At 74.2% G+C, this 26,048-nt stretch carries 26 protein-coding genes; 25 read left to right on the top strand and 1 reads right to left on the bottom strand.

Annotated elements, in window-relative coordinates; translation table 11 throughout:
- The first annotated feature begins 31 nt into the window (after nucleotides 1-31).
- The 20 genes from HH311_RS04950 (at nucleotide 32) to HH311_RS04855 (ending at nucleotide 20,295) form a co-directional block, all read left to right on the top strand.
- The gene (locus tag HH311_RS04950; RefSeq protein ID WP_169182691.1) at nucleotides 32-1,069 is read left to right on the top strand and encodes a zinc-dependent metalloprotease; all 1,038 of its coding nucleotides are present in this window, start codon (nucleotides 32-34) and stop codon (nucleotides 1,067-1,069) included.
- Nucleotides 1,069-2,046 (top strand): tRNA lysidine(34) synthetase TilS, encoded by a 978-nt coding sequence (gene tilS / locus HH311_RS04945; RefSeq protein ID WP_169182374.1) that lies wholly within the window; start codon nucleotides 1,069-1,071, stop codon nucleotides 2,044-2,046. The genes HH311_RS04950 and tilS overlap by 1 nt, the downstream gene beginning before the upstream one ends.
- 30 nt (nucleotides 2,047-2,076) lie before the next feature.
- Nucleotides 2,077-2,631, top strand: a complete 555-nt coding sequence (hpt, locus tag HH311_RS04940; protein ID WP_169182373.1) for a hypoxanthine phosphoribosyltransferase — start codon at nucleotides 2,077-2,079, stop codon at nucleotides 2,629-2,631.
- A gap of 92 nt (nucleotides 2,632-2,723) precedes the next feature.
- Nucleotides 2,724-4,418, top strand: a complete 1,695-nt coding sequence (locus HH311_RS04935; protein ID WP_169182372.1) for an efflux RND transporter periplasmic adaptor subunit — start codon at nucleotides 2,724-2,726, stop codon at nucleotides 4,416-4,418.
- Nucleotides 4,419-4,434: 16 nt separating this feature from the next.
- Nucleotides 4,435-5,160, top strand: a complete 726-nt coding sequence (locus tag HH311_RS04930; protein ID WP_169182371.1) for an ABC transporter ATP-binding protein — start codon at nucleotides 4,435-4,437, stop codon at nucleotides 5,158-5,160.
- Nucleotides 5,157-6,380, top strand: coding sequence for an ABC transporter permease (locus HH311_RS04925; RefSeq protein WP_169182370.1), 1,224 nt, complete (start codon nucleotides 5,157-5,159; stop codon nucleotides 6,378-6,380). Before HH311_RS04930 ends, HH311_RS04925 begins: the two co-directional genes overlap by 4 nt.
- Before the next feature lie 30 nt (nucleotides 6,381-6,410).
- Nucleotides 6,411-7,058 carry a hypothetical protein gene (locus HH311_RS04920; protein ID WP_169182369.1) on the top strand — a complete coding sequence of 216 codons (648 nt, stop codon included), beginning with the start codon at nucleotides 6,411-6,413 and terminating at the stop codon, nucleotides 7,056-7,058.
- A gap of 365 nt (nucleotides 7,059-7,423) precedes the next feature.
- Nucleotides 7,424-8,989, top strand: coding sequence for a helicase HerA-like domain-containing protein (locus HH311_RS04915; protein ID WP_169182368.1), 1,566 nt, complete (start codon nucleotides 7,424-7,426; stop codon nucleotides 8,987-8,989).
- A 274-nt stretch (nucleotides 8,990-9,263) separates the two neighbouring features.
- On the top strand, nucleotides 9,264-11,849 hold the full coding sequence (gene ftsH, locus HH311_RS04910) for an ATP-dependent zinc metalloprotease FtsH (protein WP_169182367.1): 2,586 nt from the start codon (nucleotides 9,264-9,266) through the stop codon (nucleotides 11,847-11,849).
- 103 nt (nucleotides 11,850-11,952) lie between these two features.
- Nucleotides 11,953-12,576: a GTP cyclohydrolase I FolE gene (gene folE, locus HH311_RS04905; protein WP_169182690.1), complete on the top strand. Its 624-nt coding sequence runs from the start codon at nucleotides 11,953-11,955 to the stop codon at nucleotides 12,574-12,576.
- A 95-nt stretch (nucleotides 12,577-12,671) separates the two neighbouring features.
- Entirely contained in the window at nucleotides 12,672-13,490 is an 819-nt protein-coding gene (gene folP / locus HH311_RS04900) for a dihydropteroate synthase (protein WP_169182689.1), read from the top strand.
- Nucleotides 13,487-13,876, top strand: a complete 390-nt coding sequence (gene folB, locus HH311_RS04895) for a dihydroneopterin aldolase (protein ID WP_169182366.1) — start codon at nucleotides 13,487-13,489, stop codon at nucleotides 13,874-13,876. The genes folP and folB overlap by 4 nt, the downstream gene beginning before the upstream one ends.
- Complete coding sequence (gene folK / locus HH311_RS04890) at nucleotides 13,873-14,382, top strand: 2-amino-4-hydroxy-6-hydroxymethyldihydropteridine diphosphokinase (protein ID WP_169182365.1); 510 nt, start codon at nucleotides 13,873-13,875, stop codon at nucleotides 14,380-14,382. Before folB ends, folK begins: the two co-directional genes overlap by 4 nt.
- Nucleotides 14,379-14,846, top strand: coding sequence for a DUF3180 domain-containing protein (locus tag HH311_RS04885; RefSeq protein WP_169182364.1), 468 nt, complete (start codon nucleotides 14,379-14,381; stop codon nucleotides 14,844-14,846). Before folK ends, HH311_RS04885 begins: the two co-directional genes overlap by 4 nt.
- 49 nt (nucleotides 14,847-14,895) lie before the next feature.
- Nucleotides 14,896-15,486, top strand: coding sequence for a DUF6779 domain-containing protein (locus tag HH311_RS04880; RefSeq protein WP_169182363.1), 591 nt, complete (start codon nucleotides 14,896-14,898; stop codon nucleotides 15,484-15,486).
- A gap of 48 nt (nucleotides 15,487-15,534) precedes the next feature.
- Nucleotides 15,535-16,926 carry a PrsW family intramembrane metalloprotease gene (locus tag HH311_RS04875; RefSeq protein ID WP_169182362.1) on the top strand — a complete coding sequence of 464 codons (1,392 nt, stop codon included), beginning with the start codon at nucleotides 15,535-15,537 and terminating at the stop codon, nucleotides 16,924-16,926.
- Between the two features lie 215 nt (nucleotides 16,927-17,141).
- Nucleotides 17,142-18,083 (top strand): Rossmann-like and DUF2520 domain-containing protein, encoded by a 942-nt coding sequence (locus tag HH311_RS04870; protein WP_396027417.1) that lies wholly within the window; start codon nucleotides 17,142-17,144, stop codon nucleotides 18,081-18,083.
- Nucleotides 18,080-18,994, top strand: a complete 915-nt coding sequence (gene panC / locus HH311_RS04865) for a pantoate--beta-alanine ligase (RefSeq protein ID WP_312029949.1) — start codon at nucleotides 18,080-18,082, stop codon at nucleotides 18,992-18,994. Before HH311_RS04870 ends, panC begins: the two co-directional genes overlap by 4 nt.
- Nucleotides 18,994-19,431, top strand: a complete 438-nt coding sequence (panD, locus tag HH311_RS04860) for an aspartate 1-decarboxylase (protein WP_169182360.1) — start codon at nucleotides 18,994-18,996, stop codon at nucleotides 19,429-19,431. Before panC ends, panD begins: the two co-directional genes overlap by 1 nt.
- A gap of 12 nt (nucleotides 19,432-19,443) precedes the next feature.
- Nucleotides 19,444-20,295 (top strand): type III pantothenate kinase, encoded by an 852-nt coding sequence (locus HH311_RS04855; protein WP_169182359.1) that lies wholly within the window; start codon nucleotides 19,444-19,446, stop codon nucleotides 20,293-20,295.
- A 31-nt stretch (nucleotides 20,296-20,326) separates the two neighbouring features.
- On the opposite strand, the gene HH311_RS04850 is transcribed toward HH311_RS04855, so the two are convergent.
- Nucleotides 20,327-21,826 carry a helix-turn-helix domain-containing protein gene (locus HH311_RS04850; RefSeq protein WP_169182358.1) on the bottom strand — a complete coding sequence of 500 codons (1,500 nt, stop codon included), beginning with the start codon at nucleotides 21,824-21,826 and terminating at the stop codon, nucleotides 20,327-20,329.
- A gap of 246 nt (nucleotides 21,827-22,072) precedes the next feature.
- Here HH311_RS04850 and HH311_RS04845 point away from each other — a divergent pair, with 246 nt between their 5' ends.
- The 5 genes from HH311_RS04845 (at nucleotide 22,073) to HH311_RS04825 (ending at nucleotide 26,042) form a co-directional block, all read left to right on the top strand.
- Entirely contained in the window at nucleotides 22,073-23,596 is a 1,524-nt protein-coding gene (locus HH311_RS04845; protein WP_169182357.1) for an aldehyde dehydrogenase family protein, read from the top strand.
- A 40-nt stretch (nucleotides 23,597-23,636) separates the two neighbouring features.
- Nucleotides 23,637-24,095: a DUF779 domain-containing protein gene (locus tag HH311_RS04840; RefSeq protein WP_248292008.1), complete on the top strand. Its 459-nt coding sequence runs from the start codon at nucleotides 23,637-23,639 to the stop codon at nucleotides 24,093-24,095.
- A 109-nt stretch (nucleotides 24,096-24,204) separates the two neighbouring features.
- Nucleotides 24,205-24,804, top strand: a complete 600-nt coding sequence (locus tag HH311_RS04835; protein WP_169182356.1) for a cysteine hydrolase family protein — start codon at nucleotides 24,205-24,207, stop codon at nucleotides 24,802-24,804.
- Between the two features lie 174 nt (nucleotides 24,805-24,978).
- The gene (locus HH311_RS04830; protein ID WP_169182355.1) at nucleotides 24,979-25,347 is read left to right on the top strand and encodes an Lsr2 family protein; all 369 of its coding nucleotides are present in this window, start codon (nucleotides 24,979-24,981) and stop codon (nucleotides 25,345-25,347) included.
- 89 nt (nucleotides 25,348-25,436) lie between these two features.
- A complete protein-coding gene (locus tag HH311_RS04825) occupies nucleotides 25,437-26,042 on the top strand; it encodes a TetR family transcriptional regulator (protein WP_169182354.1) in 606 nt (201 codons plus the stop codon).
- Nucleotides 26,043-26,048: the final 6 nt, after the last annotated feature.

Genomic DNA, 26,048 nt, shown 5'->3' with positions numbered 1-26,048 from the left:
GACCGACCGGGCCGCGGGCCGACCCACCGGCCTGCCCGTGCGCTGGGGGCTCGCCGCCTCCACCGGCACGGCCCTGGTGCCGCCCGGGCCCGCCGTCTCCGCCGACGAGGCGGCGGCCGAGGTCGCCCGGCTCGCCGAGGGCGCCCGCCGGGGCGAGGGCCACGTCCGGGACCTGACCGGGCTCGGCGTCGGCCTGCCGGTGCCCGCCGCCGCCGTCGTCGACCGCCCCGGCTGGATCACGTCGGCCACCGAGGGCATCGCCGAGCTCACGTCCGGCGTCGTGCTGCCGACCGCGCGCGGCGGCAAGCCGTCGACGCTCGGGCGGGTCGCCGGGGAGGTGACCTCCTCGGTCGCCGCCGCACAGATGGGCGGCCTGCTCGCCTTCCTCTCGACCAAGGTGCTCGGCCAGTACGACCCGTTCGCCGGACCGGCCCGCGCCGGGCAGCTCCTGCTCGTCGCCCCCAACGTCACCGCGGCCCGCGAGGCGCTCGACGTCGACGCCGAGGACTTCGCGCTGTGGGTCTGCGTCCACGAGGCCACCCACCGGCTGCAGTTCACCGCGGTGCCCTGGCTGCGCGACCACTTCCGCGACGAGGTCACGACGTTCGCCTCCGGGATGGAGAGCGGGGTCAGCGCGGCCATGGAGCGGCTGCCCGACGTCGTGAAGGCCCTCCGCTCCCGCGCCGACGTCTCGCTGCTCGAGCTGATCCAGGGCCCGGAGCAGGGCGCGATCCTCGACCGGCTGCTCGCGCTGACCACGCTGCTCGAGGGGCACGCCGAGCACGTCATGGACGAGGTCGGGCCGGCGGTGGTCCCGACCGTCGAGGTGATCCGCCGCCGGTTCTCGGCACGGCGGCGCGGGGGTGGCCCGGTCGACCGGCTGCTGCGGGTGCTCCTGGGCGTGCAGGCGAAGATCCAGCAGTACGAGCAGGGCCGGGTCTTCGTCGACCAGGTCGTCGGCACCGTCGGCATGGAGGGGTTCAACGCCGTGTGGACCTCGCCCGAGACGCTGCCGCGCCGCGCCGAGATCACCGACCCGGCGGCCTGGGTCCGGCGCGTCCACGGCTGATGACCCGCGTCGGGCCCGCGACGGCGGAGGTGCGCCGCGCGGTCCGGACCGCGCTGGGCTCCCTGCCGGCCGCGCCCGCCGTCGTCGTCGCCTGCTCCGGCGGCGCCGACTCGCTGGCCCTCGCCGCCGCGACGGCGCACGTGGCGGCGGTACCCGTCCACGGGGTCGTCGTCGACCACGGCCTGCAGCCGGGGTCGGACGAGGTCGCGCGCACGGCGTGCGGGGTGCTGCGGGACCTGGGGGTGGACGCCCGGGTCGCGACCGTCGAGGTCGCGACGGCGGGCGACGGTCCGGAGGGGGCCGCGCGCCGGGCGCGGTACGCGGCGCTCGTGGGCGAGTCGGCCGCCCGCGGGCACGCGCCGGTGCTGCTGGGGCACACCCTCGACGACCAGGCCGAGACGGTGCTGCTCGGGCTCGGGCGCGGGTCGGGGGCGCGCTCGCTGGCGGGCATGCGGATCTGGGACCCGCCCTGGTGCCGGCCCCTGCTCGGCGTGCGGCGGGCGACGACGCGCGCGGCCTGCGCCGAGGCCGGGCTCGAGCCGTGGGAGGACCCGCACAACGACGACCCCCGCTACACCCGGGTGCGCCTGCGCCACGAGGTGCTGCCGCTGCTCGAGGACGTCCTGGCCGGGGGCGTCGCGGAGGCGCTGGCCCGCACCGCCGCCCAGCTCGCTGACGACGACGCCGCGCTCGACGCCGCGGCCGCCGAGGTCCTCCCCGGGGCCCGGGACACCGACGGCGCCCTCGACGCGGCCCACCTGGCGCCGCTGCCCGCGGCGGTGCGACGGCGGGTGCTGCGGGCGTGGCTCGCCGGGTGCGGGGTGCACGGGTTCGACGACGCCCAGCTGCGCGCCGTCGACGCGCTCGTGGGCCGGTGGCGCGGACAGGGGCCACCGTCACTCCCGGGCGGCTTGGAGGTCATCCGCGTGCGTGGGAGGCTGAACGTGCGCCGGGCTCCCCACGGCCCGGGCGGCTGACCGCCGAGCCGACGAAGGAGTCCGCGCAAGGTGTACGACGGCGACATCGCGTCCGTGCTGATCACCTCCGACGAGATCCAGGACAAGATCGCGGAGCTGGCGGACGGCATCGCCGCCGACTACGGCGAGCCGGGGCCGGGCGAGCCGGACCTGCTCCTGGTCGGCGTGCTCAAGGGCGCGGTCATGTTCATGACCGACCTCGCGCGCCGGCTGCCGCTGCCGACGCAGCTCGAGTTCATGGCGATCAGCTCGTACGGGTCGGCCACGTCCTCCTCGGGGGTCGTGCGGATCCTCAAGGACCTCGACCGGGACATCTCGAACCGGCACGTCCTGATCGTCGAGGACATCATCGACTCCGGGCTGACGCTGTCCTGGCTGCGGAAGAACCTGGAGTCGCGCGGGCCGGCGTCGCTGCAGGTGGTCACGCTGCTGCGCAAGCCCGAGGCGGCCAAGCTCGACGTCGACGTCGCGTACGTGGGATTCGACATCCCGAACGAGTTCGTCGTCGGGTTCGGGCTCGACTACGCCGAGCGCTACCGGGATCTGCCCTACATCGGGACGCTGGACCCATCGGTGTACGCCTGACCGTCATCTGGGCGAAACAGACGCGGGAGTCGGCTACCGCTTGAAGAGCACCCCGCCTCATTCACAGACATAAGAAGCAATATTCTCCGCGCATGCCGGCTGGTGGGTCGAGACGACTCCTCTTCGTGAACGGTGCGATCGTCCTCGTCCTGCTGCTCGTGGCCGGCGGAACGACGTACGCCCTGACGCGCCACGCGTCGAACGCGAACTCGTCCCTGCGGACCACGACCGTCGGTCGGGGAACTGTCGCGGAGACGGTGACCGCGGCCGGCACGGTGACCACCGGGACCAGCGCCACGCTGAACTTCTCCACGACCGGGCGCATCGCCGAGGTCCGGGTGAAGCTGGGCGACCACGTCACCCAGGGCCAGACGGTGGCCACGCTCGACGGGGCCTACGCCCAGGCGAACCTCAAGGCCCTCCGGTCCCAGGTCCGGGCCGATGAGCAGGCCCTGAAGGACGCGTACTACCAGCGGGACCACCCGCAGTCGACGACCAGCGGTACGACGACGGCCGGTACGAGTACGGCTGCTACGGCAGGTATGAGCACCGCCGCTACGGCCGGTATGAGCACCGCGGCGACAGCCGGTACGAGCACGACCGGTACGAGCACGACCGGTACGAGCACGACCGGTACGAGCACGACCGGCACGTCGACCTCGGGTACGAGCACCAACGCGGGGGTACAGCCGCCTGGGCACGGTCTGGTTCTCGGCGGCTACTTCACGAGGCCGGGCTCGGGCGTGGAGGATGTCCGGCCGGACTCCGAGCAGACCAGCGGAGGCACCTCCAGCACCACGAGCACGGGCACGTCCACCGCCACGAGCACCACGGGTACGTCCGGGACGTCGACGTCGAGCACGACACAGCAGACGTCGTCGGACCCGGGTGAGGCGAACATCCGGACCGCGCTGGCGAACCTGGACACGGCCAAGGCGAACGTGATCAACGCCGAGCAGAACCTGCAGAACCTCGACCTCGTCGCGCCCGAGGACGGCACGGTGGTGAGCCTGGACGGCGTGGTCGGGCAGCTCGTCAGCTCGAACGGCGTCGTCGTGAGCTCGACGGCGACCGGGAACCCGGCCGGCGGGCGCCTGCCCGACGGCTCCTCGATCTCGAGCGGGGCCAGTTCCGGTCAGTCGACCACGACGGGCAGCTCGACGTCGTCGAGCAGCGGGTCGAGCAGCTCGTCCTCGAGCACCACGAGCAGCTCCAGCAGCACGACCCAGCAGACGGCGCCGGCCGTCATGACGATCGCGAACCTGCAGGCGATGCAGGTGCTCGCCCAGGTCCCCGAGCTCGACGTCGGGAAGGTCGCGAACGGGCAGCCGGTGGCGGTCTCGGTCAACGCGCTCGCCGGCCAGAAGATCCCCGGCTCGGTGACCGCGATCAACCTGCTGCCCGGCTCGCAGTCGACGGTGCAGTACGGGACGACGGTGCTGATGCCGACGCCGCCGGCGGGGATGCGGCCGGGGATGTCGGCGAGCGTCTCGATCACCACCCGGCAGGCCACCAATGTGACGTTCCTGCCCTCGGCGGCGGTGACGCCGATCGGCGGGGCGGACTCGGGGCAGGCCACGGTGCAGGTGCTGCAGCCCGACGGATCCACGGTGCAGCGCACGATCGGGACCGGGCTGGCGTCGGACACCGTCACCCAGGTGACCTCCGGGCTCCAGGTCGGTGACCTCGTGGCGCTGCCCGAGGCGGCCGCGACCAGCACGCCCCGCGGTGGTCCCGGCGGCGGTGCTCCCGGCGGCGGCGGTGGTCCCGGCGGCGGCGCCCGGTGACGACGAGCATCCGGCGATGACCCGCACCATCCCGAGACGGCCCGACGAGGCCGACGTCCCGGTCCTCGACGTCCGCGCGATGTCGAAGGTCTACGGCGAGGGCGACACCGCGGTGCACGCGCTGCGCGAGGTCAACCTGGTCGTGCGGCGTGGCGAGTACGTCGCGGTCGTCGGGCAGTCGGGGTCGGGGAAGTCGACGCTGCTCAACATCCTGGGCTGCCTCGACGCGCCGACCTCGGGCCGCTACCTGCTCGACGGGCTCGACGTCGCCGACCTCGACGAACAGCAGCAGTCAGTGCTGCGCAACCGGCAGATCGGCTTCATCTTCCAGTCCTTCAACCTGATCCCGCGGACGACGGCGTTCGCGAACGTCGAGCTGCCGATGGTCTACGCGGGCGTCTCCCGTCGCGACCGTCGCCAGCGCACCGAGGCCGCGCTGGATCTCGTCGGGCTGGCGGGGCGGTCCGATCACCGACCCAACCAGCTCTCCGGTGGTCAACAGCAGCGCGTCGCGGTGGCCCGGGCCCTGGTGACGAGCCCGGCGCTGCTGCTGGCCGACGAGCCGACCGGCAACCTCGACACCGAGTCCACCGCGGACGTGCTGAACCTGTTCGACGGGCTGCACTCCACCGGCCGCACGATCGTGCTCATCACGCACGACGACGAGGTCGCCGAGCGCGCCGACCGCGTGGTCGTCGTCTCCGACGGCCGGCTCTCGGAACGCAATGGGGTGCGTTCGTGAGCAGCCTGGAGATCCTGCGCTTCGCGGTGCGCGCGCTGCTGGCCAACCGGCTGCGCTCGTTGCTGACGATGCTGGGGATCATCATCGGCATCACCGCGGTGATCATCCTGACCGCCCTGGGCAACGGTGCCTCGCAGTACATCTCCAACCAGATCACCGGCCTCGGCGCGAGCAGCGTGACCGTGGCCGCCCGCGCCCCCTCGGGGACGGCGGGAGCCGCTGCGGGCGCCTCGTCGCGGCCGCTGACCTCCGCGGACGCGACGGCGCTGGCCGACCCGCAGGGCGCGCCGGACGTGGCCTACGTCGCCCCCGTGGTGCAGTCGTCGGCGACGGTGACCTCGGGGGCGAACTCCGAGACCGACACCGTCATCGGCAGCACCCCGGAGTACTTCCCCAGCTCCAACAGCACGGTGGCGTCCGGCCGGGCATACACCCAGGCCGAGGTCGACGACGGGCGTCCGGTGGCGGTGCTGGGCAGCACCGTCGCCAGTGACGTCTTCGGCGCGGGGGTCGATCCGGTCGGGCGGACGGTGCTGATCAACGACTCCCCGTTCCAGGTCGTCGGGGTGCTCCAGAGCAAGGGGCAGGGCGGCGGGTTCTCCAACGCCGATTCCAACGTGCTCGCCCCGATCTCGACGGTGCAGAGCACATTGACCGGCTACGGCAACCTCAACCAGATCGACGTGGGCGCCCGCTCCTCGGCGGTGCAGACCGCTGCCGAATCCGAGATCTACTCGATCCTCGACCGGCGCCACAACATCACCGACCCCAACGACCGCGACTACCAGCTGATCAGCTCGGCGCAGATCGCCCAGGTCCTGAACTCGACCCTGTCGACGCTGTCGCTCCTGCTGGCCGGGATCGCCGGGATCTCGCTGCTGGTCGGCGGCATCGGGATCACCAACATCATGCTGGTCTCGGTCACCGAGCGGACCCGCGAGATCGGGATCCGCAAGGCCCTCGGCGCGCCCCCGTCGGCGATCCTGGCGCAGTTCCTGATCGAGTCGGTCATCCTGTCCGCGCTCGCCGGGCTGATCGGGGTCGGCATCGGGATCGCGCTCACGTGGATTCCGTTGCCCGGCGGTTTCCGCGCGATCATCGTGCCCACGGCCGTCGTCATCGCCGTCGTCGTCTCGATCGGCATCGGCGTGTTCTTCGGCGGATATCCCGCGCGCCGCGCGTCGCGGCTCCGCCCCATCGAGGCACTGCGCCGTGAATAGCCCCGCAGCCCCACACCAGGAGGAATCGTGATGGCGGACGAGGACGAGGCCCGGACCGAATCGACGTCCACCGCCGAGACCACACGGACGTCGTGGTCGGACGGGCACGCGGGCTCCGGGCGGGAGGACTCCTCCGACACCGGCCCGATCCGGCGGCCCAGCCCGCAGCCCGCGTTCGGCCCTGACACCGTCGGCAGCGGCGGCGGCCCCGCCCGGGGGTGGGACGAGGACCCCACTCGGGCGTCGGGCCCGCCGCCCACCTCCGCCGAGGTGCTCGACCGCCCCATGGACGACACGGACGTCCGCGAGCGCCTGAACCGGCCCGGCATGGCCCGGTCCACCCGGATCCTGCTGTTCGTGCTCGGCGCGATCGTGTTCCTGGGTGCCGGTCTGCTGATCGGGCGTGCGACCGCCCCGGCGACCGGTCCCGGCTCCGTGCCGCCCACCATCGGCGTCATCCAGTCCGTCGACACCCCGCCCGGCGGCTCGCCCGTGGTCACCGTGCGGGCAGCGGACGGCACGCAGACCGCTCTGCAGACGACCCCGGGCACGGTGGTGGCCACGCCGGCCGCGAACGGGAACGCGGCACTCGTCGTCGGGACCCAGGTGACCATCACCGGCGAGCGGGACCAGCGCGGCGAGACGCTCGCGACGCGGGTGGACCTGCCGGCGCGGTAGGTCCGGGCGCGGAATGTCAGCGGTGGGCCACCGCTGACATCCGGGGCCGGGTCGACGACGGCGAGGGAGCCGGTGCGCGCCGAACGGATCTCCGTCCGCCGTGCCGTGACTCCCTGATCTTGTGGGCGCCCCGTCGAGGGGCAGGTGGGGCAGCCGCGGGGGCGGCCCGGGATGCGTGGTGTGCTCCTGATCCCGCGGACGGCTCGGGCGTCGGGAGGGCCGCCCGGGCGAGGGGCACGGGGGGCAGCCGCGGGGCCGGTCCGGGATGCGCCGTGTCCCCCTCGTCGACGACGCCGGAGGGCGCCGACACCCCGGCCCCGCGACACCGCAGACCGGTCGCGCCCGACCCGCTAGTCTCCCGCCCCGTGAGCGAGAACGCTGCCGCCGAGATCGCCGCCGGGTACGCCACCGAGGGGGCCGCGCTCGAGCTCGGCGCGGTCGTCGTCGACGACGCGGCCGACGCGTCGGCCCGCGTCCGGATCCCCTTCGCGACCCTGAACCGCCACGGCCTCGTCGCGGGCGCCACCGGCACCGGCAAGACCAAGACGCTGCAGAACCTGGCCGAGCAGTGCTCGGCGGCGGGCGTCCCGGTGCTGCTGGCCGACGTCAAGGGCGACCTGTCCGGGCTCGCCCGGCCCGGGGAGACGAGCGACCGGACCACGAAGCGCGCCCAGGAGACCGGTGACGACTGGGCGCCGACGGCGTTCCCGGTCCGCTTCCTCTCCCTCGGGGCGAAGGGGATCGGCGTCCCGGTGCGGGCGACGATCACCGCGTTCGGTCCGATCCTGCTGTCGAAGGTCCTGGGCCTCAACGCCACCCAGGAGTCCACCCTCGGACTGATCTTCCACTGGGCCGACCAGCAGGGCCTCGCCCTCCTGGACACCAAGGACCTCCGCTCGGTGATCCAGCACCTGCTCTCCGACGAGGGCAAGGCGGAGCTCAAGGGGATCGGCGGGGTCTCGACGGCGACGGCGGGCGTCATCCTGCGCGCACTGGTGAACCTCGAGGCGCGCGGCGGCGACGAGTTCTTCGGCGAGCCGGAGTTCGACCCGGCCGACCTGCTCACCGTCGAGGAGGGCAAGGGCGTCGTCACGCTCCTGGAGCTCGCCGACCAGCAGGCCGACCCGACGCTGTTCTCGACGTTCCTCATGTGGCTGCTCGCCGAGCTCTTCGAGGACCTCCCCGAGGCCGGCGACATCGACAAGCCCAAGCTCGTCTTCTTCTTCGACGAGGCGCACCTGCTCTTCGCCGACGCGTCCAAGGCGTTCCTGGAGCGCATCGAGCAGACGGTGAAGCTCATCCGCTCCAAGGGCGTCGGCGTCTTCTTCTGCACGCAGCTGCCGACCGACATCCCCAACGACGTGCTCTCCCAGCTCGGCGCCCGGGTGCAGCACGCGCTGCGCGCCTTCACCCCCGACGACCAGAAGGCCCTGACGCGGACCGCGCGGACCTACCCGAAGTCGAAGGTCTACGACATCGAGACGGCGCTGACGTCGCTCGGCATCGGCGAGGCGATCGTCACCGTGCTCTCCGAGCGCGGCGCGCCGACCCCGGTCGCCTGGACCCGGCTGCGGGCGCCCCGCTCGCTCATGGGCGCGATCGGCGAGCAGGCGGTGACGGAGTCGGCGAAGGCCTCGCCGCTGTGGGCCCGGTACGGCGAGACGATCGACCGCGAGTCGGCCTACGAACGGCTCGCTGCGCGCACCGGCGCGAACCAGGCGCCGGAGACCCCCGCCGAGCCGGTGCCCGCCGACCAGCCGCCCCAGCCCGCCCCGCCCCAGGCCCCGCCGCCGGAGCAGGACGAGGGCCCGGGCATGTTCGAGAAGGCGATGCAGAGCTCGCTGTTCAAGCAGATCGTCCGGACGGTGGCCCGCGAGGCGACGCAGGAGATCACCCGCGGGATGTTCGGCACCGCCCGCCGTCGCCGCTGAGCCGTCGGCGAACGGTGGTGCCGGTCCGCGCCGGCCCGCGCCCGTTCGCCGCGGGCGGACGGCGCGGCGGGCCCGGCGCGCCCGCCGCGGGCGGCCGGGTGTCGGACCTGCGGGGTACATTGAGCAGATCAGGGCTTCCCTGGAAAGCAGCCCGGGCGGGCAGGCACCGCGCGGACGTCGTCGTCGACGGCGCCGGCGTGGCGGGCCCCGGTCCGGGAGTTGAGACGGCAGCAGCAAACCCGGGGAGGGTCGAGGCCGGACCGGCCGCCACCGCATGGACCGCAAGCGCCTGCTCCGCAATCCGCTGATCTGGATCGTGGTGCTCTTCGTCGTCTACCTGGCCGTGTCGTCGCTGTTCAGCGACACGCGCGGTTACACGCAGGCGTCCACGTCCCTGGCCCTCCAACAGGTCGACGCGCGCAACGTCGCCGACGTCACGGTGGAGGACAAGGAGCAGCGTCTGCGGATGACGCTGGTCAACCCCGTGGACGTGCCGCCCGCGGACGGCACCAGTGGTGCGCCCGTCCGCACCAACCAGATCTATGCGCAGTACCCGGCCGCGGCCGGCGGCCAGATCTTCTCCGAGCTCAGGCAGAACCCCGCGCGCGACGGGTTCGACACGCAGGTGACCCAGGAGTCCCTGCTCGGCCAGATGCTGATCTACCTGATCCCGCTGGCCCTCGTGCTGGTGATGCTGTTCTGGCTGATGAACGCCCAGGGCGGCGGCAACCGCGTGCTCTCGTTCGGCAAGTCCAAGGCCAAGCAGCTCAACAAGGACATGCCGAAGACGACCTTCGCCGACGTCGCGGGCGCGAACGAGGCCGTCGAGGAGCTCTACGAGATCAAGGACTTCCTCCAGAACCCGACGCGCTACCAGGCGCTCGGCGCGAAGATCCCCAAGGGCGTGCTGCTCTACGGCCCGCCCGGCACCGGCAAGACGCTGCTGGCCCGCGCCGTCGCCGGAGAGGCCGGGGTGCCCTTCTACACGATCTCCGGGTCGGACTTCGTCGAGATGTTCGTCGGCGTCGGCGCCTCCCGCGTCCGTGACCTGTTCGAGCAGGCAAAGCAGAACTCGCCCTGCATCGTGTTCGTCGACGAGATCGACGCCGTCGGTCGCCACCGCGGCGCCGGCATGGGCGGCGGGCACGACGAGCGCGAGCAGACGCTGAACCAGCTGCTCGTCGAGATGGACGGGTTCGACGCCCGCGGCGGGATCATCCTCATCGCCGCGACGAACCGCCCCGACATCCTCGACCCGGCGCTGCTGCGGCCCGGCCGCTTCGACCGGCAGATCCCGGTCGCGGCGCCCGACCTCGCCGGCCGGCGCGCCATCCTCGAGGTGCACGCCAAGGGCAAGCCGTTCGCGCCCGACGTCGACCTCGACGGCCTGGCCAAGCGCACCGTCGGCTTCTCCGGCGCCGACCTCGCGAACGTCATCAACGAGGCCGCGCTGCTCACCGCGCGGCTCAACCAGCAGCAGATCACCGGGGCCGCGCTCGAGGAGTCGGTCGACCGCGTGATCGGCGGTCCGGCGCGCAAGAGCCGGATCATCTCCGAGCAGGAGAAGAAGGTCGCCGCCTACCACGAGGCCGGCCACGCGCTGGCCGCCTGGGCGATGCCCGACATCGAGCCGGTCTACAAGGTGACGATCCTGCCGCGCGGTCGCACCGGCGGGCACGCCCTCGTCGTCCCCGAGGACGACAAGGAGCTGATGACCCGCTCCGAGATGATCGCGCGCCTGGTGTTCGCGATGGGTGGGCGCTCGGCCGAGGAGCTGGTGTTCCACGAGCCGACCACGGGTGCCTCCTCCGACATCGAGCAGGCCACCAAGATCGCCCGGGCGATGGTCACCGAGTACGGGATGAGCGCGAAGCTCGGCGCGGTGAAGTACGGCCAGGAGCAGGGCGAGCCCTTCCTCGGCCGCACCGCGGGCAAGCAGTCGGACTACTCGCTCGAGGTCGCCCACGAGATCGACGAGGAGGTGCGCAAGCTCATCGAGGCGGCGCACACCGAGGCGTGGGAGATCCTCAACACCCACCGCGACGCGCTCGACTCGCTGACCGCGGAGCTCATCGAGCACGAGACGCTGCAGCGCAAGGACCTCGAGCGGCTGTTCGCGTCGGTCACCAAGCGCCCGCGCATCACCGCGTTCAACGACTTCGGGGAGCGCACGCCGTCCGACCGGCCGCCGATCAAGACGCGCCGGGAGATCGCGACGGAGCGCGGCGAGCCGTGGCCGCCGGAGGACGAGCGCCAGCCGGCCCGCGTCGGTGCCAGCAATGGGCACGCCGGACAGAACGGCAGCACGCAGGCCGGCCCGGCGCAGAACGGCTCGACGCAGAACGGCGCTCCGTCGGGCTGGGGTGCGCCGAACACGCCCCCGGTCGGGACGCCCGCCGCCGGGGGGTCGGACCAGTCACGCCAGGGCGGCGACCAGTCGGGCCGCGGCGCGGGCGGCTGGGGCATCCCCGACGTGTACCGGACGGGGAACTCCTCGCAGCCGCCGTCGTCGGTCCCGCCGAACTACGGCGCGCCCCCCGGGTGGACCCCGGCGACGACGCCGCGGGGCACCTCGTGGGAGTCGGGCTCGCGGCCCTACGGCCAGCACGGCTCGGGCCAGTCGGGGCAGTACGGCTCGGGCGGGTCGGGTCAGTCCGGGCAGTACGGCTCCGGGCCGGCTCCCTGGGGCTCCTCGGGCGGGCAGCACGCGGCTCCGGAGGACGGCCAGCCCTCCGGACGGCGCAGCGCTCCCGACGGCGAGCAGCCCAGCGGTGGGTCGTTCACGTCACCTGGCGACGGCGCGCCGAACCCGTACGGTGACCCGGACGGTCGTCGCCCCGACGGCCGATCGGAGAGCTGACCAACGGCGGCCACCCTCCCCGGAGGCCCGTGGCCGCCGGCGGTCCAGCCCCGTTCCCGCAGCAGAGCACCGGGGTGATCCAGACGTGACGACCAGCGAGGACATGGTCGTGCCCGCGGACCGGCACAACGGGCACGAACCCGATGCGGGCACCGTGCCGAACTTCGATGCCCCGCGCATCGAGGCCGCCGTGCGCGAGATTCTCATCGGCATCGGGGAGGACCCGGACCGCGAGGGGTTGCACGACACGCCGGCCCGCGTCGCCCGGGCCTACCGCGAGCTGTTCGCGGGCCTGGGCGCCGACCCGGACGAGGTGCTCCAGCGCACGTTCTCGGAGAATCACGACGAGCTCGTGCTCGTCCGGGACATCCCGATGTTCTCGATGTGCGAGCACCACCTGCTGCCCTTCCACGGGGTGGCGCACGTGGCGTACCTCCCCGGGCCGGACGGTCGGGTGACGGGGCTGTCGAAGCTCGCCCGGCTCGTCGACCTGTACGCCCGGCGCCCGCAGGTGCAGGAGCGTCTGACCACCCAGGTCGCCGACGCGCTCGACCGGGCGCTCGACGCCCGCGGCGTGATCGTCGTGATCGACGCCGAGCACCAGTGCATGTCGGCCCGCGGCGTGCGCAAGCCCGGCTCGCGGACGACGACGTCGGCGGTGCGCGGCATCCTCAAGTCGTCGGCGAGCACCCGCGCCGAGGCCCTCGGGCTCATCCGGGGCGGCTGAGCGTGGTGTCCGCCCCCGAGCCGCCCGCCTCCGGGTCCCCCGGGCCGGGACCGGCCGCCCGCCGGCGGCTGCCGCGCCCCGACCACTGCCTGGTGATGGGCGTCCTCAACGTCACCCCGGACTCGTTCTCCGACGGCGGCCGCTGGCTCGACCGCGACGACGCCGTCGCCCACGGCGTGGCGATGTCGGTGCGCGGAGCCACCTACGTCGACGTCGGCGGCGAGTCCACCCGTCCCGGAGCCGGGCGGGTCGACGCCGCGACCGAGGCGGCGCGGGTGGTCCCGGTGGTGTCCGACCTGGTCTCCGCCGGGGTCCGGGTCAGCGTCGACACCACCCGCGCGGAGGTCGCGGCGTCCGCGATCGAGGCGGGCGCGGAGCTGGTCAACGACGTGTCCGGCGGCCTCGCCGACCCGCTCATGGCGCGGGTGGTCGCGGAGGCCGGGGTCGGCTGGGTGCTGATGCACTGGCGGGGTCCGTCCCGGCACATGGCGCAGCTGGCGAGCTACGAGGACGTCGTCGGGGAGGTGCGGGCCGAGCTCGTCGAGCAGGTCGACCGGGCGGTGCTCGCCGGGGTCGACCCGGGGCTGCTCGTGCTCGACCCGGGGCTGGGGTTCGCCAAGACCGCCGCCCACAACTGGCAGCTGCTCCGCAAGATCGACGTCTTCGCCTCGCTCGGCTTCCCGGTGCTCATCGGCGCGTCCCGCAAGCGGTTCCTGGGGGCGCTGCTCGCCGACGACGAGGGGACGCCGCGCCGTCCCGACGGCCGTGAGCACGCCACCGCGGCGGTCACGGCGCTCGCGGCGAACTCCGGGGCCTGGGGCGTCCGGGTGCACGAGGTCGCGGCGTCGCTCGACGCCGTCGCCGTCGCCGCCGCCTGGCACTGGGGGACCTCCCGGGCGAGGACCGACCCGTGAGTGGTCCGGACCTCCCCGCGGACCCGGGCGACCGCATCGAGCTGCGGGGCCTGCGGGTGCGCGGGCACCACGGGGTGTTCGAGCACGAGCGTCGCGACGGCCAGGACTTCGTGCTCGACCTCGTCGTCTGGACCGACCTCGCCGCGGCGGGCGTCAGCGACGACCTCGCCGACACCGTCGACTACGGCGCGCTCGCCGAGGCCGCGGCCGCCGTCGTCGCCGGGCCGCCGCGCTCGCTCATCGAGGCCGTGGCCGCCGACGTCGCCGCGGTCGTGCTCGACGACCCGCGGGTGGCCGGCGTCGAGGTGGTCCTGCACAAGCCGCAGGCCCCGATCGCCCGGCCGTTCGACGACGTGGCGGTGCACCTCACGCGGACCCGCGCGTGACCCGGGCCGTGCTCTCGCTGGGCTCCAACGTCGGGGACCGCGAGGCCCACCTGCGCCACGCGCTCGACGTCCTCGCCCCCTGGACCACGACCGTGTCCGGGACCTACGCCACCGCGCCGTGGGGCGGGGTCGCGCAGGACGAGTTCCTCAACCTCGTCGTCGCCGTCGACGACCCGGCGGCCGGCCCCCGTGACTGGCTCGACCGGGCGCAGCAGGCCGAGCAGGCCCGGGGGCGGGACCGCTCGGGCGCGGCGGTGCGCTGGGGGCCGCGCACCCTCGACGTCGACGTGCTCACCGTCGAGGACGCCGGCACGCCGCTGACCAGCGACGATCCCGACCTGCTGCTGCCGCACCCCCGGCTGGCGGAGCGCGCCTTCGTCCTCGTGCCGTGGGCGGAGATCGAGCCGGACACCGAGGTCCCGGGCCGCGGGACGGTCGCCGAGCTGCTCGCCGCGCTGCCGGCGGCGGAGCGGGACGGCGTGGTGGCGACGGGGCCCGCGACGTGACGACGCGGACCAGCCCGTCGGTGCTGCTCGTGCTCGCGGTCGCGGCGGGCCTCGTCGTCAACCTCCTGCTCGGCGCCTTCTACGGCGCGCTCCCGCCGCTGCCCACCCCCGCCGGGGTCACCTTCCTGGTCCTCGGGGTCGTGGAGGCGGGGATCGCGGTGGTCCTGTACCGCCGCATCCGCCGCCGTCCCGGGGCGCGCCCGGTCGACGCCCTGGCCACCGCGCGGGCCGTCGCGCTCGCGAAGGCCTCGGCCCTGGCCGGGGCGCTGGTCGGCGGGGCGTGGTGCGGAGTGCTCGCCTACGTGCTGCCGCGGCGCGCTCAGGTGGCCGCGGCGGCGTCCGACACGGTGGCGTCGGTCGTCGGGATCCTCGGGTCGGCGGTGCTCGTCGGGGCCGCGCTGGCCCTCGAGTGGTGCTGCCGCACCCCCGACGACCAGGACACCACGCCCGACCCGGACCGCTGAGGAGACCACCGGGCGGTGACCGGATGATCGCCGTCGGTACGCTGCGTGCATGGCAGCCGCCGACGGGGTCGCCGCTCCGGACGGACGGTCCGGACGCCGAGGGCCCCGCCCGTCGTCGCAGGTGGCGCGCCGCGTCGACCCGGTCGTCCGGCTGCTCCTGACGCTCACCGGCCTGCTCGGGGTGATCGCGGCGGTCGTCGTCGTGGTGGGCGAGGACGGCCGGCTGCTGCGCCTGGGCGTCGTCGCGGCCCTGTGGGCGGCGTTGCTGGCGGTGGCCGCGCTCGTGCGGCGCGGTGCCCGTGCGGGTGGCTCGGCCGAGCGCGAGGAGGCGCTGCGGCGCACCTACGAGCTCGAGCTCGCCGCCGAGGTGGACGCGCGGCGCGAGCACGAGCTCACCGTCGAGCGGGCGGTGCGCCGCGAGGTCGCCGCGGAGACGGCGGAGGAGATCGCCGGACTGCGCGGCGAGCTGGAACGGCTCCGGTCTCACCTCGAGCGGGCCGAGGCCGCGTCCGCACCGCCGCGGCTGCGGGCGGTCGCCGGGTCCGAGCGGTGGGCGCCGGTGGCGCCGCCGACCCCTCCGCCGTCGTGGCATCGACACGGCCCGGGACACGTCACCGGGGAGCGGCCCCGGCCCCGCTGACGTCCCCCGTCCGGCCGTGCGAGGTGTCCGGCACTACCCTGCGGCAGGGTGATCGCCACCCCGGTACGGCTGGCGCCCCACCAGCGGCGCACGCTCGTCTGGCCCGTCCTCGGGCTCATCGTCCTGGGGGTGTGCGCGCTCGCGGCGATCGGGCTCGCGAGCACCGAGATCGGCGCGGGCGGCGTGATCGTCGGGGCGCTCTGCGCGATGCTGCCCGTCGGTCCGGTGCTCCTCGCCTTCGCCTGGATCGACCGGTGGGAGCCGGAGCCGCCGCGGCTGCTGCTCACCGCGTTCCTCTGGGGCGCGGGCCTGGCGGCCCTCGTCGCGCTCGTGATCAACTCGAGCGCGGTGATCGCGGCCGAGCTGCTGCTCGGTCAGGGGCAGGGTGACCTGGTCGGCGCCGTCGTCTCCGCGCCGCTGGTCGAGGAGTTCGTCAAGGGCGCGTTCCTCGTGGGCCTGCTGCTCCTGCGGCGCCGCGAGTTCGACGGGATCGTCGACGGCATCGTCTACGCGGGCTTCGTCGGCGCCGGGTTCGCCTTCACCGAGAACATCATCTACTTCGGGCGGGCCTTCACCGAGGCGGGCGCGACCCCGACGGCGGGGATCGTCGCCACCTTCATCCTGCGCGGCCTGCTCTCGCCGTTCGCGCACCCGCTGTTCACGTCGATGACGGGGATCGGGGTCGGGATCGCGGCCACCGTGCGCTCCCGCGCGGTCGGCGCCGTGGCGATCCTCCTCGGCTATGTCCTCGCGGTGATCCTGCACGCGCTGTGGAACTCGGCGACCCAGCTCGGCCCCGGGTTCTTCGGCGTCTACATCCTGATCATGCTGCCGTTGTTCGTCGCGATCCTCGGGCTGGTGCTCTGGCAGCGACGCCGGGAGCGCGACGTCCTCGCCGCCCAGATGCCGGGCTTCGCCGCGGCCGGCTGGATCGCCGAGAGCGAGGTGCCGCTGCTCGGGAGCATGGCCGGCCGACGACGCTGGCGCACCGCCGTCCGACGCACCGCGGGCAAGCCGGCCGCCGAGGCCGTCGTGCACTACCAGCACGCCGTGTCCGAGCTCGCCTTCCTGCGGGCCCGCGCCGACCGCGGGGCGATCCCCCCGAAGCCCGAGTGGCACGACGAGCTGCTCGACAACGTCCGCCGGACCCGGCTCGCCGCGGTCACCGCGCCCGGGGTGCCCCAGCACGGAGGCCCGCCGCCGGGCCCGCCGTCGGGACCCATGCATGCCGGTCCCATGCCCTCCGGCCCCATGCCTTCCGGCCCCATGCCCTCCGGACCCGTGCCGCCCCGGCCCGGCTACGCCCCGGGGCCGCCGTCGGGGCCGGTGCCCGGTGGGCCCCACCCGCCGTCGGGACCCCCGTTCGGTGCCCCACCGCAGCCCTACCCGGGACAGCAGCCCCCCGGCGGCCCGCGCCACGGCCGGCCCGACGGCCGGTAGGGCCGCCCGCCCGTGATCACGGGCACGCTGGGCAGGGCGGACGCCCGCCCGGGATGCGTGCCGTACCCCTCGCCGGGCGCGCCTTGGGCGCGCCGCGTGAAGCCGATCACCCGGACGCCGTGTCCGGGTCACCGCGCGTCTACCCTCGCGGTCGCATCGTCCGGTACCCGCGCGACCGCGGGACGGGAACGACGACCGTGATGAGGGGTGTCCGCGTGAGCGCCTCCGGCAAGGACGCCGGGCCGGTACCGGCCGCGCCCCGGCCCGCCCGCCTCGACGTCGGGGTGGTCTCGGCAGGTCGGGTCGGCGCCGTCATGGGTGCCGCGCTCGCCGGCGCCGGGCACACGGTCGTCGCCGCCTCCGCCGTCTCCCGCGCCTCCCGGCAGCGCGCCGAGTCGCTCCTGCCGGGCGCGGAGATCCTCCCGCCCGACGAGGTGGTGCGCCGCGCCGACCTCGCGCTGCTCGCCGTGCCCGACGACGTCCTGCCCGGGCTGGTCCGTGGGCTGGCGGCGTCGGGCTGCCTGCGGCCGGGCCAGATCCTCGTCCACACCTGCGGCGCCCACGGCGTCGGCGTGCTCGCCCCCGCCGCGGAGCACGACGTCCTCCCGATCGCCCTGCACCCCGCCATGACCGTCACCGGCCGCGCCGAGGACGTCACCCGGCTCGCCGGCGCGTGCGTGGGGGTGACGGCCGGGGAGGCCGGCACCGAGGACGCCGAGGCGGCGTGGCTGGTGGGCGAGGCGCTCGTCGTCGAGATCGGCGCGGAGCCGGTGCGCATCCCCGAGGAGCTGCGCCCGCTCTACCACGCGGCGCTCGCCCACGGCGCGAACCACCTGGTCACGCTGGTCCGCGAGGCCGCGGACCTCCTCACCGGCGCGGGCATCGAGCCGGCCGAGCGGGTGCTCGCCCCACTGCTGTCCGCGGCCCTCGACAACGCCCTGCGCCACGGCGACCGCGCCCTGACCGGACCGGTCGTGCGGGGCGACGCGGGCACCGTCGAGACCCATCTGCGGCACCTCGACCGGCGTGCTCCCGCGTCGGCCGAGCTCTACCGGGCCCTCGCCCGCCGCACCGCCGAGCGCGCCCTCGACGGCGGGCTCATCGGGCCCGAGGACTCGCAGAACATCGCCCACGCCCTCGAGAGGCACACCCCGTGACCCGCCCGTCCAGCCTGCGCACCCACGACGTGCTGGGGCGCAGGCCCCGCTTCACCCGCGACGACCTGACCGTCCACTCCGACCCGAACTCGCTGCGCCGGGTGACCAAGGCGCTCCGGGGCGGCGGCCGCCGGGTCACGCTCGTGCCGACCATGGGCGCCCTGCACGACGGGCACCGCGAGCTGATGCGCCGCGCCCGCGCGATCCCGGGGTCGACGACCGTCGTGTCGATCTTCGTGAACCCGCGCCAGTTCGGTCCGCACGAGGACTTCGACCGCTACCCGCGCGCCTTCGAGGCCGACCTCGAGATGTGCCGCGAGGAGGGCGTCGAGCTGGTGTTCGCCCCCGACGTCGAGGCCATGTACCCGCCGGGCTTCAGCACCACGATCGACCCCGGCCCGCTGGGCGCCGAGCTCGAGGGCGCGGTCCGGCCCGGGCACTTCGCCGGGATGCTCACGGTGGTCAACAAGCTGTTCGCGATCGTCGCCCCCGACGTCGCGTTCTTCGGCGAGAAGGACTACCAGCAGCTCACGCTGATCCGCCGGATGGTGCGCGACCTCGACATCGACGTGCACGTGGTCGGCGTCCCCACCGTCCGCGAGCAGGACGGCCTCGCCCTCTCCTCCCGCAACGCCTACCTCGACGCCGACGCCCGCCGCGCCGCCGTCGCGATCTCCGCCGCCCTCGCGGCGGGCCGGTACGCGGGCGAGCAGGGCGCGGCCGCCGTCGTGCCGGCCGCCCGCGCGGTCCTCGACGCCGAGCCCGCCCTCGACGTCGACTACGTCGAGCTGCGCGACCGTGACCTCGGTCCCGCGCCCGACGCCGGCCCCGCGCGGCTGCTGATCGCTGCCCGGGCCGGCTCGACCCACCTGATCGACAACGCCGACGTCACCGTGGTGAGGAGCTCCTGATGCTGCGCACGATGCTGAAGTCGAAGATCCACCGGGCGACGGTGACGGACGCCGACCTGCACTACGTCGGCTCGGTCACGGTGGACACGGACCTCATGGCCGCGGCCGACCTGCTGCCCGGCGAGCAGGTGACGATCGTCGACGTCACCAACGGCGCCCGCCTCGAGACCTACGTGATCGAGGGCGACGCCGGGTCGGGTGTCATCGGCATCAACGGTGCGGCCGCGCACCTGGTGCACCCCGGCGACCTCGTCATCCTCATCGCCTACGGGCAGATGGAGGACGCCGAGGCGCGCGAGTACCGGCCGCGGGTCGTGTTCGTCGACGAGCGCAACCAGGTGCTCGACGAGTCCGCCGACCCCGCCCGCGTCCCCGACGACGCGCCGGCGTCCTCGCTGCTGGTGCCCGGGACCCGGGCGCGGGCCGCGCTGAACTAGGGACCGGGCCGGGTGCTGCTCTGCATCGACGTCGGCAACACCCAGACCGCGCTCGCGCTCTACCCGAACCCCGACGGCGAGGCGGCCGACCGGCCGCAGGCGCGCTGGACCGCCCGCGTGCGCACCGAGCGGCGCGCCACCGCCGACGAGCTCGCCCTGACGGTGCGGGGCATGCTCGGCCCGCTGCTCGCCGAGGTCGACGGGGTGGCGGCGCTCTCGACGGTGCCCGCGCTGCTGCGGGAGCTGCGGGGGATGCTCGACAAGCACTTCGCGGGCGTGGAGCACGTGCTCGTCGAACCGGGGGTGCGCACCGGGGTGCCGCTGCTGGTGGACAACCCCAAGGAGGTCGGCGCCGACCGCGTCGTGCAGGCCCTCGCGGCCCACGAGCAGGTCGGCGGGCCGTGCGTCGTCGTGGTGTTCGGGACCTCGACGACGGTGGACGCGGTCTCGGCGTCCGGGGAGTTCCTCGGCGGCGCGATCGCCGCGGGCGTGGCGGTCTCGGCCGAGGCGCTCGCGCTGCGGGCCGCCGGGCTGCGGCCGGTCGAGCTCGTGGCGCCGCGGTCGGCGCTGGGCCGCTCGACGGTGGAGAGCATGCAGGCGGGGCTGGTGCTCGGCGCGGCGGCGATGGTCGACGGCCTCGTCACCCGGCTGTCCGCGGAGATCGCCGCGAAGGACGCGGGCGGCCGGGCGCCGGTCGCCGTCGTGGCGTCCGGGGGCCTCGCGCCGGTCGTGGCGCCGGAGTGCGCGACGGTGACGCACCAGGTCCCCGACCTCGCGCTCCAGGGCCTGCGCACGGTGTTCCTGCGGGTCCGGGCGGCGGCGCGGGCGCGGGAGGATCGCCGCCAGGTGCGCAAGCGCTCGTGAGCAGAAAGTGCCGGTATGCGACACTTCGTGCTCACGAGCCATCGGCACCCAACTCCGCGTGCCGCGGGTCGCTGACCGGCAGGACGTGGCGCAGCCGCTCGACCACCTCGGCGTCCTGGCGTCCCGACGGCGTCCGCGCGAGCGCCCACAGCGCGGCGGTGTCGCCGCGACGCAGCACCGCGGACCGGACGCCGACGTCGAGCTCGTCGCGCAGGGCGCGGATCCCCGGGGCGTCCGAGGTGGGCAGCAGCGCGCCGCGGCCGATCAGCTCGGTGTCGGGCATCCGGCCGGCGCGCACCGCGTCGCGCAGCGCGAGGAAGTCCGCGTCCACCCGCGCCCCGAGCCGGTAGGGGCCGGTGCGCACGACCCCGGCGCCGTTCGGCGCGCTCTCGAGCAGCCCGCGCAGCCGGTGCATCTCGGCGCGGACGGTGACGGGGTTGCCGCGGTCGCCGTAGAGCTCCTGGGCGAGCGCGTCGGCGGTCAGCCCCTCCGGGTGCATCGCGAGCAGTGCCAGCAGCTCGGCGTGGCGCGCGCCGAGCCGCAGCGGGCGCCCGTCGAGGCGGGCGACGGGCCGGGGGGCGCCGAGGAAGGGCAGCGCCAGCGTCGCGCGGTGGCGCACCGACGAGGTCCGCTCGAGCCGCAGCAGCCAGCCCTCGGCCAGCGGCTCGAGGACGCCCTCGCCGTGCTCGCCGAGCACGATCCGGTCGCCGGCGCCGGGCAGCTCCACCCGGTCGTCGATCCAGCCGTGGGGGGTCGCGGCGAGCACCCGGCCGGCCGGGCTGAGCAGCGCCCCGGGCGCCTCGCCGAGCCCGGTCAGGTGCGGCAGGTTCTTCGTCCGGAGCCGCTCGTCGCGGATCGCCTGGCGGGTGGCGAGGTGGTTCTCGGCCAGCTTCGCGGCCGCCGACACCAGCGCGAGGGTGCTCGGGTGGAAGGTCCGGACGGGGCCGGTGAGGTCGACGGCGCCGACCGCCTCGCCGGAGTCGGGGTCGCGGATCGGGGCCGCCGCGCAGGTGAAGCGGTGGTACTGCGCGACGAGGTGCTCCGACGAGTGGATCTGCACGGGGGAGCCCGACGCGAGGGTGGTGCCCATGGCGTTGGTGCCCGCGGAGTCCTCGCTCCAGCGGTAGCCCTCGGCGAGCTCGAGGTCGTCGGCGATGTGCAGCATCCCCGCGGCGCCCTCCCGCCAGAGGATGTGCCCCGACGCGTCGGTGACGATCATGACGTGCATCGCCTCGTCGGCGATCTCGAGCAGCGTGGTGCGCAGCATCGGCAGCACGGGTGCCAGCGGGTGGGACTCGCGCAGCTCGTCGAGCTCGCGGTCGTCGAAGACGTGGGCGGGGGCGCCGTGGTCGGGGTCGACGTGCGCGGCGAGCGAGCGCCGCCACGAATCGGACACCACCTCGCGCAGCTCGACCTCGCCGTGTCCGCCGGCGAGCACCGCGTCGCGCACACGCGCGAGCACGGCCGCGCGCTCGAGCGGATCTCCCCAGATCAGCGCGTCGGCTCCGGTACCGGCGGGACTTCTCGTCATCCACCACCCCGTGGAGTCGTGCCGAACCCCATCGTGACCCGCTTCTTCGACGGTGGGCAACCCTCCAGTCGGTCGGTCCCCGGCCCGCATCTACGGCAGTGGACCCGGCTCCGGCTCCGCGCACGCGTTGCAACGTCGGTGCAACCCCCGCATTCGTAGCGTCCTGCGTCACAGGTGGGCGCACGGCGTGCGTCACATCGGCGGCGCGGATCCCCGCGTCGCCCTCACGAGTGGGGAGGACCGAGGATGGCCGTCTACGCGCCCCCGGGGACCGATGGCTCCGTCGTCAGCTTCAAGAGCCGGTACGACCACTTCATCGGCGGCGAGTACGTCGCCCCGGCCAAGGGGCAGTACTTCGAGAACCCGACGCCGATCACCGGCCAGACCTTCACCGAGGTCGCCCGGGGCACCGCCGACGACGTCGAGCGGGCGCTCGACGCGGCCGAGGGTGCCGCCAAGGCGTGGGGCAAGACCTCCGTCGCCGAGCGCGCCGGGATGCTGAACAAGATGGCCGACCGCATCGAGGCGAACCTCGAGCAGATCGCGGTGGCGGAGAGCTGGGAGAACGGCAAGGCCGTCCGCGAGACGCTGGCCGCCGACATCCCCTTGGCCGTGGACCACCTGCGCTACTTCGCGAGCGGCATCCGCGCCCAGGAGGGCGCGCTCTCGCAGATCGACGAGGACACGGTCGCGTACCACTTCCACGAGCCGCTGGGCGTGGTCGGCCAGATCATCCCGTGGAACTTCCCGATCCTCATGGCGATCTGGAAGCTGGCCCCGGCGCTCGCCGCGGGCAACGCGGTGGTCCTCAAGCCGGCCGAGCAGACCCCGGCCTCGATCCACGTGCTGCTCGACCTGGTCGCGGACCTGATCCCGGCCGGCGTGCTCAACGTGGTCAACGGCTTCGGTGTCGAGGCGGGCAAGCCGCTCGCGTCCTCGCCGCGCATCCGCAAGATCGCCTTCACCGGTGAGACCACGACCGGGCGCCTGATCTCCCAGTACGCCTCGGAGAACCTCATCCCGGTCACCCTCGAGCTGGGCGGCAAGAGCCCGAACGTCTTCTTCGACGACGTCTCGGCGCAGCAGGACGCGTTCTACGACAAGGCCCTCGAGGGCTTCGCGATGTTCGCGCTCAACCAGGGCGAGGTCTGCACCTGCCCGTCGCGGGCGCTCATCCAGGGCGGCATCTACCAGGACTTCCTCGAGCAGGGCGTCAAGCGGGTCGACCAGATCAAGCAGGGCAACCCGCTGGACACCGACACCCAGGTCGGCGCGCAGGCCTCGAACGACCAGTTCGAGAAGATCCTGTCCTACATCGACATCGGTCGCCAGGAGGGCGCGAAGATCCTCACCGGTGGCGAGAAGGCCGACCTCGGCGGCGACCTCTCGGGCGGCTACTACGTCCGGCCGACCGTGTTCGAGGGCAACAACAAGATGCGGATCTTCCAGGAGGAGATCTTCGGCCCGGTCGTGTCGGTGACGAGGTTCGACGACTACGACGACGCCATCGGCATCGCGAACGACACCCTCTACGGGCTGGGTGCCGGCGTGTGGTCGCGCGACACGAACACCGCCTACCGCGCCGGCCGCGACATCCAGGCCGGTCGCGTGTGGGTCAACAACTACCACGCGTACCCGGCGCACGCCGCGTTCGGCGGGTACAAGCAGTCGGGCATCGGTCGCGAGAACCACAAGATGATGCTCGACCACTACCAGCAGACCAAGAACCTGCTGGTCAGCTACTCGCAGAACGCGCTCGGCTTCTTCTGATCGACGCGGTCGGAAGAGAGGCTCGGCAGGAGGGGACAGGATGACCGAGATCAGCACCAGTACTCCGATATCCACCTCGACGGCTGTCACCGACGAAGTGCCCGAGGTGCCGGGCTCCGGCACGACCGAACGGGTCGCCCTGTCCCCGCAGGCCGCCGAGCTCCTGGTCTCGCTCACCGACGTCCACGGCCCGCTGATGTTCCACCAGTCCGGTGGGTGCTGCGACGGCAGCGCCCCGATGTGCTACCCGGACGGGGACTTCAAGATCGGCGGGCAGGACGTGCACCTCGGTGACCTGAGGGTCGAGGGGCTGGAGAAGCCGATCGGCTTCTACATGTCGGCCTCGCAGTTCGAGTACTGGAAGCACACCCACCTCACCGTCGACGTCGTCAAGGGACGCGGCAGCGGGTTCTCGGTCGAGGCGCCCGAGGGCGTCCGGTTCATCATCCGCTCGCGGCTGTTCACCGACGACGAATGGCGGGCCCTCGAGGAGCGGTGAGCCTCCGGCAGCTCCCGCACCGAAGGGCATCCCCGACCGTCTCGACGGTCCGGGGGTGCCCTTCGGTGTGTCACGGTCCGACGTCCACCGATCTCGACGAGGAGAACGCATGACCACCCCGAGCCCGACCCTGCGCGAACTGACCGGCATGCCCGGCGAGCCCGCTCCCCTGACCGGTTCCGCGCTGGTGATGATCGACCTGCAGAACACCTACACCCAGGGCGTCATGGCGCTGGAGAACGTCGAGCCCGCGATCGAGCAGGCCGCCCAGCTGCTCGAGCGCGCCCGTGCCGCCGGCAGCACGATCGTGCACGTCCAGCACGAGGCCGGGCCGGGGACGCCCTACGACACGCACGCCGAGATCGGCGAGATCGTCGACGCGGTCGCCCCGAAGCCGGGCGAGCTCCGGATCGTCAAGAACTTCCCCAGCTCGTTCGTGCAGACCGACCTCGAGGACCAGCTGCGCGCGGCCGGGGTCACGAATCTCGTCCTCGCGGGATTCATGACGCACATGTGCGTGAACTCCACGGCCCGCAGCGCCTTCAACCTGGGTTTCGCGCCCACGGTCGTCGCGGGCGCCACCGCCACCCGTTCGCTGCCGAGCCCGGACGGGCCCGTGCCGGCGGCGTCCCTGCAGTCCGCGAGCCTCGCGGCCCTGCAGGACATGTTCGCCGTCGTCGTGCCGGACGCCTCGTCGGTACCGGACTGACGGCACGCGGGACCCGTCGGGGTCGGGTGTGACGCACGATTCCGGCGGGTGACCCCACCCGGGTCGACACGGCGCGGGACGCGCAATTACGCTCCGCCGCGAACCATTTCCGGGGACGACGACGGGTGCGGTCGTGATCCCGGAGCACACGGGGGTCGTGGAAGGAATCGCTGCGTGGCGCAGAAAGTCGTCGTGTCCCTCGTGGACGACCTGGACGAGTCCGAGGCCGACGAGACGGTCGAGTTCGGCATCGACGGAGCGACCTACGAGATCGACCTCTCGGACGCGAACGCCGGAAAGCTGCGTGACTCCCTCGCCGACTACATCGCGAACGCCCGCCGGCTCTCCGGCCGGCGGCGCTCGTCGTCGCGCGCGGCCGCCGCGCCCGGGCCCACGCCCCGCCGCGGCGGCGGGCGGGCGTCGGTCGACCGCGAGCAGAACCAGGCGATCCGGGAATGGGCACGCAAGCAGGGGATGACGGTCTCGGAGCGCGGCCGCATCCCCTCCGAGGTCAGCGAGGCCTATCACAAGGCGCATTCCTGATCCTCTCCGCGAAACGCGCTCGCGGGGCACACCCGGGGGCGCGGCGGTGATCCGCTGGTGGCGCCCGAGATCCGTGCCACCATGGAGAGGTGCCACCCGCCGTCCGGACCTACCGCGGGGCGAGCGCCGAGGAGCGCCGTGCGGTCCGCCGCGCCCGGCTGCTCGAGGCCGGGCTCGACGTGGTCGGTGAGGTCGGCGTCGTGGGCGTCACCGTCGACGCGGTGTGCGCGCGGGCCGGGCTGACCAAGCGGTACTTCTACGAGACGTTCGCCGACCGCGACGCGGCCCTCGACGCCGTCGCCGACGCCGTCTACGGCCGGCTGCACGCCGCGATGGTGGCCGCGCTGCGCGGCCACGGCGGTGACGAGCGGACGCGCGCGGCCACGGCGGTCGAGGTCTTCGTCGCGACCCTCGACGCCGACCCGCGGATCGCCCGCCTCTACGCCGAGTCGCCGGGCAACCGGCGGCTGGCCGCCCGGCGCGACGCCGCGGTCGACGTCTTCGCCGACCTGGTGCTCGACGAGGTGCTGCGGGTGGACCCGCGCGACCGCGAGCGGCTGCGCACCGCCGCGGTCCTCGTGGTGGCCGGCACGACCCACCTGGTGACCCGCTGGCTCGCGGGCGGCGTGCCCCTCGGGCGGCGGGAGCTGGTCGAGGAGGTCACGCGCGTCGGGACGCGGGCGCTGCTCGCCTGACAGGTG

It is taken from the genome of Actinomycetospora sp. TBRC 11914 (assembly GCF_012933465.1).
Lineage (GTDB): Bacteria > Actinomycetota > Actinomycetes > Mycobacteriales > Pseudonocardiaceae > Actinomycetospora.
The sequence above is the reverse complement of the archived record's forward strand: the minus strand, read 5'-3'. Positions and strand labels throughout refer to the sequence as shown.